We start from the raw sequence: 15,155 nt of genomic DNA, 5'->3' as shown, positions 1-15,155 counted from the left end.
ACTTAAACCTCCAGACTTTTTCTTAGTTCTTCCAATCCTTCCATATCAACTGCACTTCCGGTAAGATCACCAAGCATCTTATACAAGGTTTCGTTAGTATCAATTATACCTTCTTCAATATCTGCAAACGTCGTAGCATATTTATTATTCAGTGTGATGATTTTGGAAATCATTTGATAAATCATGTCTTCTGGCAACTGGAATATTCCACTTACCAGCGGTTCAATCCATTTTAAATCCAAAAGTCGCAATGCAGTGTCTTCATTCATGTGTTCAATAGTTTCTTTTGTTTTTTGATGGAGTTCATCCTTTTTGATTCGGAATTCACGTTTGCTCTGTGTTTCTTCATCCATCAACATTAGCACTTGCTTCATCTTTGCCTCAAAAGAATTCTCAGGAAAATCGTATTCCATCTGCAATTGTGCAATGCGACTGTTAATAGCAGCTTTGCTAAAAGTGCCGTCCTTATTTACAGTCATCTTATTCCATTCAACCATTTTGGTTGTGGCAATATAATCCAACTTATCATTCTTTTTTGAAAGCGTTAGATATTTTTCAAGAGCTGTAATTTCCGGGCTATCTACGTCTTTTAAGGCCTCCGCTACAAAAATTTTAACTTCCTTCGCAACAAAAAAATCCTTTTCTTCATTCACTGTGCTACCTTCCAGTTCGTCATCTTCCAACGAATCTAAAATTTCAGCATAGATAGCGGTGATTTCATGCAAACGATTTTCAATAGCGTGAATCTCATTCAGTTCATCTATGTGTATTTCTTGCTGAACTAATTCAAAAGGAAGAATACGGCCTTTCCAGCCTTCCTGTACTTCTGGCACTTCATCATCGTCGTCTGCTTTCTTTTTTATAACCATATTTGGGTCAACTTTAAAAATCGCTTCAAACCCTTCACTCTGTATCATTTCCAAATCAGCCGAAATAACGTCCCAATCTTCTGATAAGATCTGGTAGGCTTTATATTTATCCAAGAGTTTGACCTTTGAAATTCGATTGAAAATATCTTGACAAACTTCATCCTTTTTGCTTTGTGCGTTTACATCCAAAATATCTTCGATAAGTGACTCATACAAGGATTTATAAAAACCATCAAAACTCGCAGTAAAAGCCTGTCTGTATTCTTTGATGGAAGGGACCTCAAGTGCGACAGCTTTGATGTCCTCGAATGGAATCATTAAATAACCTTCAGACATCTCTTTGAATAGTGCATCAAAAAGACCAGGGAATATATCCCAATACTCGTTAAGTAATGCGGCTTCGTGCATCGGAATGCCACCAAACATGGTCGCCCGAATATCCCAAGTTTCTGGATCATCAGAAGAATCCAGGTATCTGGGAATGTTTAGGTTGTATTCTTTTTCACGAATTTTATTTTTAGTCACAAGAGCTGCATATTTTTCAATAGGCTGTCTGAGCCTCACCGTATCTGCAATCTTTTTAATATCACAGGCACGAAGCTTGTTGTTTTTTCCTGCTTTTTCAAATCCTTTTGAAGCGTCAATAATCATCACATCAGAATCTTTACGTGTTTTTTTCAACACTATAACAACTGTAGAAATAGATGTTCCAAAGAATATGTTTGCAGGCAAACCGATGATGGCCTCTATATGATTTCTTTCGATAAGAGTTTCTCTGATTTTACCTTCTTCACCACCCCGGAATAATACACCATGTGGTAAAACAATAGTCATAATACCATCATCTTCTAAGTGATATAGTTCATGTAGCAAGAATGCATAGTCTGCCTTTGCTTTAGGAGCTATACCAAATTCTTTATATCGAGGGTCGTATTCTTTATCTTTTGGGTGCCATTTTTGAGAATACGGCGGATTTGAAACTACTGCATCCACCTTAACTAGCTGATAAGTCTGCTCTCTATTTTGGTCATTTTCAAAAAACGGCCAGTCATCCTCTAAAGTATCTCCATTTCGCACATTAATGTTTGCAGGGTTGATACCCCGCATAACCAAATTCATACGAGTAAGGTTATATGTGTTTTCCTTCAACTCCTGTGCATAGTAATCAACCTTATTCTCACCAGAGATAAATCGACTAATAGAGGTACCTATATTGATGAGTAGAGACCCTGAACCAGATGTTGGATCATAGATTCTAATGTGTTTTTTGTGCTTTAAATTTTCAGCTATTATTTCAGACATCAAAATTGACACCTCATGCGGGGTGTAGAATTCCCCAGCCTTTTTTCCTGCATTGGCTGCAAACATGCTGATAAGATATTCATAAATAAATCCTAGAATATCATAATCCTGCTTTCCATCCATAGGAATTCGTCGAATTAGCTTTAGCAAACTCTTTACTGACTTAGTCTGCTTTTGAGCTGTATCACCCAATTTAGAAAGACCAGACTGAAGGGTCTTAAAGATGTTCTCAAAAATCTTCTTGTAAGTCTCCTCTATGTTTAAGTCAAATGCATTCAGAGCATCACGAACATTGGCGATATTAAAATCATCGCCCTTTTCAAGCCATGTAGAGAACAGATTGTTATATGAGATAAAGTATCCAATATTCTGGCGAATGTGCTGTGCCAATTGAACATCCTTCTCGTTTACTTTTTTTATATCCACATCTGTATAACCTTCGTCTTTCAAAAACTGAATTTCGCGTTCTGAAATGTACTTATAAAACATAAAACCTAGGATGTAATCCTTGTATTCATTTGCCTCTATCTTGGAACGCATCTGATTTGCTGATTGCCAAATTGTAGAAGCCAGTTGCTGTTTATTCATCGATATTCTCCTCCCGTTTTTCATAGGTGAGTCTTATGTCATAACCTAATCCTTCCATCATTTGAAGAAAGGTTTTATTTATAACACCCTCATCTTTCTTCACGATACGATTCACATACTGTACGGTTTTTCCTATTTTTTCGGCCAAAGCAGATTGTGTTATATCAGCTTCAACACATTTTATTTTGATATCTTTTTCAATGTTGTTTTTTAGCATAGAAACGCCCCCCCTCCGCTCAGTAGTTTTGCCAATCTACACATAATAATAGCACAAATAAGATGATTTTATAAATGCATTTGATTTATACTCTCTAAGGAAAATTATTATTTCTTAACATATGGAATGATTGAATATTGATATTCTGGAACAAACTATTTTATTTAATGCACATACGATAAAATCTTATGTGCAACGATTACTAAAATGCTCAACTATTTGAAGCCTCTATTCTGACTTCTGATTCAGACAATCAATAGAAAATCCTCTGTCATCACTCGTTTCAAGTCATTTCAAGGCAAGACAAAACATCTAAAATAGTAATATTTTTACTACCTGATAGTATACTTTAATGAACCGAGGAGGAGGGGCATTATCGATCTGATAAGACCAATACTCCTGATATATCATAACTTGTTTATTAAATAACTTAACAAGAAAGCATAAAAAAGCCAAATTTCAGTCATAGAGCATACTATCTATCACTAAGTTCTTTTACAACAATTCTATAGCTTCAGCCTATGCCAAAAACAACAGTTCTCTAAACTCGCAAAGTCAAAAGCAGTTCTGTAGTCTCAACCCTTCAACATTGATTTAACAAATCATTTATCCAAAGTCAAAAAGAAAGGTTTCCATCATCCGGTGATTATTTCCGAAAGTCTGGAAACCTCTGTTTTAAAGCCTTTTCAGGCCAATTATTTATCTTTGCATGACATCAATACCACCGTCTCAACGTGGAACAAGCCGTTCATTTTGATGTCTAGACTATATTTTTCTATTTGTCCGTTCACAGGAATATGTCCATGCCGGTTTATATATTTTATATGTACGTGGAAATATATCCACATTTTAGGTTGAGTAGTCAATTGGGATATGTTCCATTTTGTTGGACGAGCATGCTACGAAAATAAATCAGTACTTCTCATTTTTTACTGAATATTCACTATGAACTCTGTTGACATCGCTATGCATTTGCCGCGTTTCAAAAGGAACGCTTGAACATAATGAGTTCCTCGATATTGGGTGTCTTCATGTCGCTTAGTTGAGTTGATTTCTGTTTCGAATCCTCCGCGTAGGCTATCAGCAAACTGTGCTTCATCACCGGTATTGACAACCTGCCATTTTACAGTATATCCACCTTTCAACCGTTTGGGCGACACAATTAGGCTAAAGTCAATTCCACTGTTTTTGGGTATTGGCGTTCCATTATTTTTATAAGCATATGAGTTGCCATTTATAGTAACCATTGCTTTAATACCAAGAACCTTATATTTGGGCAATTGGAAAGGGGGCTTTTGCCTGTGTGGCACACTTAGGGCATTTTTTATAACTGGGCTATTGTATTCAATAGCCGGGAGATTTGAATCGTGGGTAATTGAAGTTGTTTTTGAAACAGCTCTGCCTATTACAGTTTCACCGAGTGATTCTTCAAGAACGGTGTAATCATCAAGAATTGTCGGAGTAACTATAACAATATCTTTTTTCGCCCTTTCTAGCCAGTCAAAAAACATCTCTGCTTTCACAGGCTCGCTATTCCATTTATCCGCAAAATTTTCTTGCGGATTGCTTGGATTCGGTATGTAGTAATATCCACCTTCTGCACTAATAAATGTAGACATAGTTTCAAGGATTATCTTCACGGCATCATAAACACCCATCTCGCCGTTGTAAGCCTTTGCTGCGAGCGTTGTTATGATAATAGATATGGGTTTATTTTCGGGATTGAATTCAAACATTTTATCTCGATGTCGCTTTAGAATCTGGATAGCTCGCTGCAACGGCAACTTGACCTTATTGTTTTTTGTTTTGACAGGTTCAACCCCAGCAGCTTCAAATAATGCCGCTTTCCGAATTATCTCAGTAGTAGCTTTGCGTTTTTCGAACCAGTCAGAATACCCCTTCGGATTGCTGACGATAAACGAATATGAAGCATCGTCCTTTTTATTTGTGACAAGGATGGAGTCTGTCGCTGTCTTGTCAGGGATAGCCGGCGTAATATCCATATGGAATTGAGCCTCATCTGAGTATTCAATACGCCAACAACGCTTTTTCTCTTCTAACTTTGACGAGTAACGCTTAGAATCGCGCAGAATATCACCTATCATATTTTTAAGGTTCTTAGGCGTGATAATAGATTGGTTCGTCACTTCGGAAGCAAGGTCTAAATCATATTCATCCTCGTCGCTCAGTGGACGAATAACCGTACCAAGTCTAAAAGACCCTTGTGTGTACAGATTCACAGAACAATCGCAGTTATTGTTGATGTATTCACCAAGCGCCTGATAACTTGTCTCTGCTCTTTCAAAAAGTGTATCTGAAATATCGAGTTCTTCGGCAATGCGTAAGAACAAGTCATTTAGTTGTTTATCGTTCATTGTTACCTCCAACTGTTAAAGCATAGACGAATCCTTTTTCTGGTTGCTCGTCATAAATTACAAGTTTGCTATCAGTTTTACTCATATAGTCCATACCAAAGCGAACGGCCAATGAGGCGGGCATTGCTGGGAAAACATGTATGTCCGTGTCTTTTCCGTGCCTTTGCTTAATAACCTCCATAACCTCGCGAGATTTTGTAACGAATTCATCCATGACAGCTGAGTTAGTAACAAAAGTTCTGTTAGGTAAATCTATAGTGACAGAATATATCAACACATCATTCCCTAATACTGATTTTATCCTATTGAAGGAAATTGTGCTGCTTAACGAGAATACAAGTGCTATTTTAGAAGAGGCTGAAGCATCATCTGGTAATATTGAGCGAAACCGAACCTGCTCATCAGTGTCATTCCATCGCCATTTGTCCTGTTCACGCCGATGACATTGGAATACTGCTACATTGTATTTATCATTAAGCAATCGTCCAAGGTACATCAGCAATGGCTGTGGGGCCAACGGAAACAGTGCTATGCTTTCACCTTCGGAAACAACATCAAGAATCCTTGCCTTTACTGCACGATAAAGATTCTTTGAGTTACTTATAAAAAAGTCCTCTTCGTTATCCTCAACAAAATTTCCTCTTTGTCCTAATTCAATAGGTGAAATGTCCGAGGGGTATCGTCCAAACAAGGCTAAAGCGTTTCTTGCATCCCCGTCATTTACTGCCATATTTGTTCCTGCGATATTGGCGGTATAGTAAACCATATGGCTGTGCAATTCTGCACCGATACTCGTTAGCTTGAATATACGTTCCTCGTGTCTACGTTTCATTTCAAATAGAAGTTCTGGCGTGTATTTTTGCTCATTCCTATCGATGGTTATATGGCATTGAGGACAAACCAGCATTAAATTTTTTACGCTATTTTTAAAGTCTTCACTATCGGGACAAAATCTCGCACCGCCAGGACTAACTGCATAAATGTGTGCTTTTTGAGCATAGTTTTCAGTATCCCCAGTAACCTCATGTTGATAAAGAACTTTGTTGCAACCCTCAAACTCGCAGCGTCCCGCCGCAATGCCCCAAAGTAGTCTTTCAACTTCAGCTTTTATATTTCGAACAGATGCCATATTAGTTCCTCCTTGCCATTAACAAGTTAAATCCTTACTCCACTCCCAAAGCCTTAAATACAGCTTACTGCGAAGTTGAGTGAAATATTTGACTGAACGCCCCTATAAGGTCTGCTGGAACTGAGCCGAGTTCGGGCGCTGACGTTATTGGTATCAGCACTTTCTTCGCTCCACTATCGAAGCAGACTTGCAGGATGCTTGCCAGTTCCTCAACCTTTTTTATCGTACCGCACTTAAGAAAGTGAATAATTAAATGATATAGTCAAAATTAAAAGATGACCTTGATATATTCCCTCTAAGCAGCTACCTTGTTCATGGCCATATATCTATTATATCATATCATTTATTTCCGCTAAAAAGTGCACACCCCTTGCGAAAAATGCACCAGGGGTGTGCATACTTTTTAGCAGAAAGGTGTGCATTTGCAATATTTAGACCTACTTGAAGTCTTATTTAATTACAAAAACAACAAAAAGCCCTTGAAATCAAGGGCTTTGCATTGTATCAAAATTGGTGTACCTATTGTGGGTCCATGGAGCAAATCAAAGATTTGGATTGTGTGGTATCTGACCTACAAAGCAATCATAGATTGCTGTTAGATTATCGGCAACTGCTTATTTATAGTCCGCACTATAATTTAATGCCCATGTCCATGGCTGTGTCTAGACCCATGCTCGTGCTCTTCCCCTTCTGCAGTTTTAAAGAAACTTACATAGGCTTCTATATATTTTCTTCCTGCCTCAACATCATTCACATCAAAATTCTTAAGAGACATGACCTTTTCGAATCTTCCTTTTAACTCGTGCATTTCTTCTGGAGATACTAATCCTTCTAGCGGAGATAGATTACCAATTTCTACACTTTTGTCTGCTGCAGCTACTTTTTTATCGATTGGTGTTCCTGATGGTTTTAATCCTTCAAATGGCGCCCCTTCCCCTGCCCTATGGATTCTAACCAAGTTCTCAAGAAAATACATGTCAGCAAGCTCCTGAGCTTCAGGACTAAGCGCTCTGACTTTTACACATTTCTCAAATATTCTTCGCAATTCGTCTTCATAGTCTGATGTAATCCACTTCAATGCATAATTTATATTGTTTGTTTCTAGCGCCTTCCTTCCGTCAATTGCTGTAGGCCCATCCATCGTATCACAATGAGCATTTGCCTTAACAGGCATAAACAGAATGATAGTTAAAGTTATTATAAATACTCCCATAACTTGTAATATATCCATGACGCACCCCCTAATTTATTGTACACTTATTTTATATATACCATCATGCAGGCCTAAATATTCTGATTTACTTCAAATCTCCCTTTACGAATACACTGCGATTGAGATGTATATTTTTGTTGTCAATTATACTCTCTACTATCTTCTCGTTAACTGTGCTGAATTTGTACTTTTTATCACCGTAATTCCTTCTTCATGTTTTCTTGACTTTATAATACAATAATTCATAGTAACTTACAGTTACTGCAGTAACTAATTTGGATAGTTTTTTTGGAGGATGATTAAAATGGGTATGGAAATGAAGAAACTAATACCTTTGATACAAGCTACAAGGCTGTTTGCAAGTTTTTCCCGTGAAGATCTCGCTTCACTGTTTGAATGCGGTAAATATTCAATATCTCGACATCCCAAAAACAGCATAATTTATTTCGAAAGTGAGAAATGCCAATCGCTTGATGTAATACTTATCGGCAAGATTATAATCCAAAGAATAGACGAAAATGGCAATGCACTGACAATAGTTGATTTTCATCCGAGCGACAGTATGGGTGGCAATCTACTTTTTTCAAGAAATCCCTTTTATCCTATGACAGTCATTTCAAAAACTGATGCAACAATACTCCAAATAAAAAAAGAGCTTGTGCTCAGTCTCTGCCAGTTGAATGAAAATTTTTTACATGAATTTTTGTCATGTATTTCAGATAAAACTATTATACTTACTAATAAAATTAAAACCATATCCCAAAAATCAATAAGAAACTCAGTAATCGACTTTCTCAGATACGAATATCTGATACAAAAAAAAGCCCATATAATGCTTGGTACGAGCAAAAAGGATCTGGCAGAGAGGCTGGGCATACAGCGCACCTCACTTTCTCGCGAACTAAACAAAATGAGAACTGACGGACTAATCGAATTTGATTCACATTCCATAACTATACTTGATTTAAACATCATCAGATAGCATTTTATACAAACATGAACTTGCACAAATCACCAAATATTGGCATTATGGTTTTTTTATAGAATTGCAAAATATTTAATTTAAGTAATAGAAAACCGAGAAAGCTTATATTTAAAAGCTTTCCCGGCAACTAACCAATAAAATTATATATCTTTTTTTAGGCATCATACACATAATTATTGACAGACGCTATTAATATTTTTTATATATTATAAAATCAATCAATTTTCTTTTTGAATTTTATTGTTGCTATGAAAAGGAATGCCATTCCAAACGCAACTAATATAACAAACTCTTTATACAATTCGATAAATCCATTTCCTTTTAGAATTATTCCTCTTAGCACCTTTATAAAATATGTTAATGGAAGAACTGTGCTAAGTCCATATATTGCATTCGGCATAGCTTCTCTTGGAAACATATATCCTGATAGCAATAAATTTGGCATTATCATGAACATAGACAATTGCATTGCCTGAAGCTGGCTCTTGGATATTATAGATATGATAAGACCTACGCCAAGAGCTCCAAATAAAAATACTGTTGAAAAAATCAATAATAAGATTATACTCCCTGCAATCGGCACACGAAACCAAAACACGCTTAGTGCAAGTGCTAATACAATATCTACAAAACCAATGATTACATAAGGAATAATTTTACCAATCATAAGTTCCATATTAGTTATTGGTGTCACTAGAAGCTGTTCCATCGTGCCTCTTTCTCTTTCTCTGACAATTGAAAAAGAAGTAAGCATGAGGGTAACTGTTTGCAATATTACGCCTATCAGACCCGGTATATTAAAGTTGATGCTGCTCATATCTGGATTGTACCATACTCTGCTCATTAAATCTAAAGGTTGAGACATAGCAGTACCTACTGTTTCTTGAATTATTTCAACAGACATAGACTGGAATACTCCTCCGGCACTTGACAATATTGTTTGTGCTGTTGTCGGGTCTGTTCCATCCACTATTAATTGGATTTGCGCTGTTTTCTCTTTCTCTATATCTTCTGAAAAATCCGGCGGAATAACGAATCCTGCTTTAGCATAACCATAATCTATATATTTTTTTACGTCTTCCATACTTGTAACATGATAATCTAAATCAAAATATTGAGAATTAGAAAGATTATCTAATAACGCCCTACTTTCGCTTCCTATATCATTATTAAGTACTACAGTAGGAATATGATCAACGCTGGTAGATGCAGCATATCCAAACAACAGCAATTCCATGATTGGCAGCATTATAATAATTGCAATAGTTCTTTTATCTCTTTTGATTTGAGAAAATTCCTTTTTAATAATTGCCAATATTCTTTTTATATTAAAATCCATATAATCACTCCAATTTTTTATTTTGCTTTCTTTTTTCATTTTCAACAAGAAAAACAAATACATCTTCTAATGAAGATTTAACTTTTTTTAAACTGTAAACCTCAACATTGTTCTCTATTAAATAATATTTTAATTCATTTAAGTTTATGTTTGGCTGAACCATAGCATGTATCCCTGCCCCATAAACAGATGCATCACTAACTTTATCATTCTTCTTTAACAATTCGATAGATTTCAGTATATTGTTAGCTTTAATTTCTATTATGTCTCCTTCTATTACTTCCTCTTTCATATTTTGGGGAGTATCAAGATACAAAATATTTCCATAATATAAAAAACCTATTGAGTTACAATGTTCGGCCTCATCCATGTAATGAGTAGTTACTAATACGGTAACTCCTTTTTTTGATAGATTATATATTATATCCCAGAAATGCCTTCTTGCTATTGGATCAACCCCTCCAGTCGGTTCATCTAAAAGTAAAATCTCGGGATCATGAATAATTGAACATCCTAAGGCAAGACGCTGCTTCCATCCCCCCGAAAGGTTTGAAACTATTAAATCCTCTTTACCAACTAAATCAGCCATTTCCAATATTTCTTTTTTCTTTTCTTTTATTTTTTCTGGGGGGATGCAATAAACACCAGCATAAAAATCAAGATTTTCATCGACAGTCAGTTCTTCATAAAGGCTGAATTTTTGCGACATATATCCTATTTTATTTCTCAATTTTTCATTGTCTCTAGAAACGTCATATCCGAGTACCTTACCTACACCAGAAGTAGGACTAAGTAATCCTAAAATCATTCTAATCACAGTTGTTTTTCCAGAACCATTTGGTCCCAAAAAACCAAAAACTTCACCTTTTTTTACGTCGAAACTTATATTATCAACAGCAACAAATTGATCGAATGTCTTAGTTAGATTTCTAATTTCTATAGCGTTTTCCATATAATCATCTCCGCTCATTACTGCTCTTCACAATATTTACAAAAACATCTTCAAGAGAAGGTTCGATTTCAATCATAGAATTTATTTTTATTCCGCCATGAGTTAAGATTTCATCCAGCTTTCTTTGTGAAATATTTAGATCTTCTGTAACAATATGCAGTTCATCTCCAAGCAAATATGCGTCCTCTATAAACTCCAAGCCCTGAAGCATGTCTTTTATACTGTGGTTGTCATATGAATAAATGCATAGAATATGCTTATTAAATTCTTTTATAATGTTCTCTGGTTTATTATTAATGATTATTTTCCCCTTATCCATCAAACCTATCTCATCGCACCTTTCGGCTTCATCCATGTATGGGGTACTCACAAATATAGTTACTCCCTGATTTCTCAAATCAAAAAGTATCTTCCACAATTCCCTCCTTGCAACTGGATCGACCCCGATGGTAGGTTCATCAAGGAACAAATATTTAGGTGTATGGATTAGGTTGCATGCAAGTGCAAGTTTTTGTTTCATTCCGCCTGATAGCTGATCAGCAAGCTTGTATGAATGATTTGTTAAATTACTAAACTCCAATAGGTTCTTGATTTTATCCCTACTTATTTTTTCTGGAATCTGATAAACTTCTGAATAAAACTCGAGATTCTCAATTACAGTCAAATCGCCATATAGACTGAATTGCTGTGGCATATATCCTATGTTTTTTTTATTTCATCGCTCTTTAAAGCAATGTTCAATCCTCCAATTTCAGCAGTACCACTATCTGGAACAACTAGTGAGCATAACATTCTCATAGTCGTTGTTTTACCTGCACCATCGGGTCCTACCAATCCGAATATTGTATTTTTTTTCACTGTAATATCCAGCTTATTTACTGCAGTTATATTTCCAAATTTTTTAATAAGAGAATGTGTTTGAATTCCAATTTCCATTTTTACCTCCTCAAATTTGTAATTATTCTATTTTGATTTTTATATCTACGGGCATACCTGACTTTATAATTCCTTCAGAGCTGATAACCTTTATTTTTACTTCAAAAACAGTATTCACTCTTTCTTCTTTTGTCTGTATATTTTTAGGAGTGAATTCTGCTTTATTGTTAATTTTTATGACTTTCCCTTCAAATATTTTATTTTTATTTGAATCTACATATATTTCTGTACTTTGCCCTACCTTAATATTGCCTATATTTGCTTCTGAAACGTAAGCCTTAATCTCTACATTTTCATCATCTGATATTTCTGTTAAGGTTTTCCCCATTGAAATATATTCTCCTTCTTTGAAGATCAAGGAGTTTACTGTGCCATTAATAGGCGCCTTAATTGTTAGTTTTTCAAGTTCAACTTTAGATTGCTCCAAAATATTATTGTATTGTTCTAATTGTGTCTGTGCTATTTCAAGCTCGCCCTCAAGCCTATTAATCTGAGTATTTCCATTCGAAATTGCAAGTTCATAACCTGATTTTGCCTGGAGCATTTTATTTTTAGCTGCATTCACACTTGCTTCTGTCGGATATGATTTTAATAAATTCAATTTTGAAATGGTTGAATTATGTTGAGCTACTGCAACATTATAACTTTTTAATGTTTCATCATATACACTTTGCGATATAGCTCCGTATTCCAATAGAGCCTTGTTTCTATCCAAATTTGTTTTGATGTAATCAACGTTTGTTTTAGCTTGATTTACTGATTCTTCTGCTTGTTTGATTTCATCAAGGCTCGTACCATCCATGACTTTTTCATATTCAGCTGAAACAGCCAAGTAAGCATTTTTAGCTTGTTGGACTGCATCAGCATTTTGTAGCACTAAATTATTTATATTACTTTCAATAAGTTCTATGCTTTTTTCTGCTACTTTTATGTTTGTTACTGCTTGTTCATATTGATTTATTAGATTTGTATTGTTAATTTTTGCAATTACATCACCTTTATTGACTTTATCTCCTTCCGCTACCATAATTTCAATCACCGTACCTGAAACTTCACTACTTATCTCCACCGAATTGCTCTCAACCATTCCAGAAGATTCAATATATTTTCCATTTCGTGTATATACAATCGCAGAATCATCCTTTTGAAAACTATTAAAAATAAATACCGAAAATAAAACAAACATAATAATAAACGAAATTATTATCATTTTATTTTTTCCTTTAAAATGATTTAGAATATTTTTCATACTTTTCCTCCCATTATATTGTTTTTATTGATTGAATTATATTTCTAATATATTATAAACCAACAGATAAAGTCGTTACCGGGGTAACTTTTATGTATTTATATTTACTTCCCACTATAAATATCTCATTGTTTACTTATACAAAATGCAGGTTGATTTATATATTAAAAACATTAAATTCATTTATAAGTCACTATCGTAACTTTTTATTTTTAAATATTGACGTATAATAATACGTAAATTGAAAAACTAAATTCTGTTTTTCAAAGTCCTCTTTTAATTGCAGGACTAAATTCCGTTTAGACATACAAACGGAACTTACTTTTTCATTTAAGGTATACTACAATCATTCCTGAAAATTATCTGCAGAATGGATAAGCACAGGTGTAATCGGCAGTTTTGCCTTTATAGATTTAGCCTACTTATCTTATTTCCTAAAAAATCACGAAAATTCCGTAAATATTTCCGCTAAAAAGTGCACACCCCTTGCTAAAAATGCACCCGGGGTGTGCATTGGCAATATTCAGACCTTTTTCAAGCCTTAATTAATCCAAAAAACAACAAAAGTAAAATGTACACATAGCATTGGACACATATTCTAAAAAATAAGATAAAATAAGAACATGAGCAGAATGAGAAGAAACTGGACCCCTGAGGAGAAAGCCGCAATAGTGCTTGAACTCCTTCGCGAAGAAAGCACATTGGCTGAAATCGCTAAAAAATATGATGTATCACAACAATTAATTAGTCGCTGGAAAGCAGAGTTTTTATCCAACATGTCCGCCGTATTTGATAAGAAGAACGAAAACATTGAAAAGATTCAGCGCGAACATGAAGATGAAAAGGAGCATCTTATAAAGAAAATTGGTGAACTCACACTGGATGTAGACTGGCTTAAAAAAAAACAGGTGCAAATCTCACAAATGAAGAAAAAAGGTCGCTGATTGAATGGACTGATTCAGATCTAACAGTCAAACATCAATGTGAATTGATTGATTTGCCACGATCCAGTGCATATCACAAGCCTGTTGAAATAAGCCCATCGAAGGATGAGATTACCATAAAAAATGCCATTGATAGAATTCACTTTGACGAACCTTCATACGGTGTTAGAAGGATACGCAATGAGCTATGCAAACTCGGATTCAACCATGTGGGCAGACGCTTGGTTAAGCGATACATGCAGGAAATGGACATTACCTGCTTCTATCCTGGCCCTAATTTGAGTAAGCGTGCAAAACAATCCAAGACATACCCATATCTCTTAAGACATCTTGACATTAATCGTCCAAATCAAGTCTGGTCTATTGATATCACTTATATAGGAACCCCGACAGGATTTGTATATCTAACAGCCATAATCGACTGGTATTCAAGATTTATCGTAGGTTATACCATTAGCAACACTTTGCAAACAGATATGGTCATACGCGCAGTAGAAAGCGCTGTAAAGGAGCACGGCATGCCCGAAATTATTAACAGTGATCAAGGCAGCCAATTCACATCACAAGCTTACATTGATTGTATTAAGCATCTAAAAATGACTAAAATCAGCATGGACGGCAAAGGCCGAGCAACTGACAACATAGCAATTGAAAGATTTTTCCGTTCATATAAGTGGGAACGCTTGTATTTGCTGTGCCCTGAAACTGTTCATGAAGTTAAATCACTCACAAAAGAATACATAGAAACATACAATTACAAAAGAGGGCATCAGAGTTACAACTACCGCACACCAGCTGATGTGTATTACGGACATCAGCCACTTGCAGCCTAATATTTTATCACGAAAGGAGACTTATCTTAGAAAATCGAATTTCGTGTCTTGACAAGCGTGCACATTATAAATCAACATTTACACATATCATGAAACAGTTCTATAATATATTCAAGATAAGGATATTTAGGCTAGGCTTGCAAAGAATCGGAGGCGGTCTTATGAGTACAAACCGGAAAGTTACTCAAGTACAAACCCATATGCTCTTTAAAAAAATAAAGGTG

Annotated in this window: 12 protein-coding genes; 2 read left to right on the top strand and 10 right to left on the bottom strand. The window is 35.4% G+C overall.

The genetic code is table 11. The features are described from left to right. Nucleotides 1–2: 2 nt before the first annotated feature. The 5 genes from EAL2_RS11585 to EAL2_RS11565 all read right to left on the bottom strand — a co-directional run bounded on the left by EAL2_RS11585 (nucleotide 3) and on the right by EAL2_RS11565 (nucleotide 7,711). Nucleotides 3–2,759 (bottom strand): type I restriction-modification system subunit M, encoded by a 2,757-nt coding sequence (locus EAL2_RS11585; RefSeq protein ID WP_025436547.1) that lies wholly within the window; start codon nucleotides 2,757–2,759, stop codon nucleotides 3–5. Next, complete coding sequence (locus tag EAL2_RS11580) at nucleotides 2,752–2,976, bottom strand: helix-turn-helix domain-containing protein (protein WP_025436546.1); 225 nt, start codon at nucleotides 2,974–2,976, stop codon at nucleotides 2,752–2,754. Before EAL2_RS11580 ends, EAL2_RS11585 begins: the two co-directional genes overlap by 8 nt. 929 nt (nucleotides 2,977–3,905) lie before the next feature. Then, nucleotides 3,906–5,351 carry a nucleotidyltransferase gene (locus tag EAL2_RS14920; protein WP_025436545.1) on the bottom strand — a complete coding sequence of 482 codons (1,446 nt, stop codon included), beginning with the start codon at nucleotides 5,349–5,351 and terminating at the stop codon, nucleotides 3,906–3,908. Continuing rightward, nucleotides 5,341–6,480 carry an HNH endonuclease gene (locus tag EAL2_RS11570; RefSeq protein WP_025436544.1) on the bottom strand — a complete coding sequence of 380 codons (1,140 nt, stop codon included), beginning with the start codon at nucleotides 6,478–6,480 and terminating at the stop codon, nucleotides 5,341–5,343. Before EAL2_RS11570 ends, EAL2_RS14920 begins: the two co-directional genes overlap by 11 nt. A gap of 637 nt (nucleotides 6,481–7,117) precedes the next feature. After that, nucleotides 7,118–7,711, bottom strand: coding sequence for a DUF6448 family protein (locus tag EAL2_RS11565; protein ID WP_051489246.1), 594 nt, complete (start codon nucleotides 7,709–7,711; stop codon nucleotides 7,118–7,120). A gap of 286 nt (nucleotides 7,712–7,997) precedes the next feature. On the opposite strand from EAL2_RS11565, the gene EAL2_RS11560 reads away from it, so the two are divergent. After that, nucleotides 7,998–8,675: a Crp/Fnr family transcriptional regulator gene (locus EAL2_RS11560; RefSeq protein WP_242842529.1), complete on the top strand. Its 678-nt coding sequence runs from the start codon at nucleotides 7,998–8,000 to the stop codon at nucleotides 8,673–8,675. Between the two features lie 217 nt (nucleotides 8,676–8,892). Here the strand turns inward: EAL2_RS11560 and EAL2_RS11555 are convergent, their stop codons facing one another. Genes EAL2_RS11555 through EAL2_RS11540 form a run of 5 tightly spaced genes read right to left on the bottom strand, consistent with a single transcriptional unit; the run spans nucleotide 8,893 to nucleotide 13,154 of the window. After that, a complete protein-coding gene (locus EAL2_RS11555; protein WP_242842528.1) occupies nucleotides 8,893–10,056 on the bottom strand; it encodes an ABC transporter permease in 1,164 nt (387 codons plus the stop codon). Beyond that, complete coding sequence (locus tag EAL2_RS11550; RefSeq protein WP_242842527.1) at nucleotides 10,022–10,987, bottom strand: ABC transporter ATP-binding protein; 966 nt, start codon at nucleotides 10,985–10,987, stop codon at nucleotides 10,022–10,024. Before EAL2_RS11550 ends, EAL2_RS11555 begins: the two co-directional genes overlap by 35 nt. Beyond that, nucleotides 10,974–11,633, bottom strand: coding sequence for an ABC transporter ATP-binding protein (locus EAL2_RS11545; protein ID WP_278246868.1), 660 nt, complete (start codon nucleotides 11,631–11,633; stop codon nucleotides 10,974–10,976). Before EAL2_RS11545 ends, EAL2_RS11550 begins: the two co-directional genes overlap by 14 nt. Nucleotides 11,634–11,668: 35 nt before the next feature. After that, on the bottom strand, nucleotides 11,669–11,905 hold the full coding sequence (locus tag EAL2_RS15865; protein ID WP_051489241.1) for an ATP-binding cassette domain-containing protein: 237 nt from the start codon (nucleotides 11,903–11,905) through the stop codon (nucleotides 11,669–11,671). Nucleotides 11,906–11,927: 22 nt separating this feature from the next. Beyond that, entirely contained in the window at nucleotides 11,928–13,154 is a 1,227-nt protein-coding gene (locus EAL2_RS11540) for an HlyD family secretion protein (RefSeq protein ID WP_025436539.1), read from the bottom strand. Nucleotides 13,155–13,786: 632 nt separating this feature from the next. Here EAL2_RS11540 and EAL2_RS11530 point away from each other — a divergent pair. Further along, a protein-coding gene (locus EAL2_RS11530; RefSeq protein ID WP_096325256.1) for an IS3 family transposase occupies nucleotides 13,787–14,931 on the top strand; the annotation gives its coding sequence in 2 pieces (ribosomal slippage) (nucleotides 13,787–14,060 and nucleotides 14,060–14,931; 1,146 coding nt in all). The last annotated feature ends 224 nt before the right edge of the window (nucleotides 14,932–15,155 follow it).

The organism is Peptoclostridium acidaminophilum DSM 3953 (assembly GCF_000597865.1).
Classification (GTDB): domain Bacteria; phylum Bacillota; class Clostridia; order Peptostreptococcales; family Peptostreptococcaceae; genus Peptoclostridium_A; species Peptoclostridium_A acidaminophilum.
This window is presented reverse-complemented; position numbering and strand designations above follow the sequence as displayed.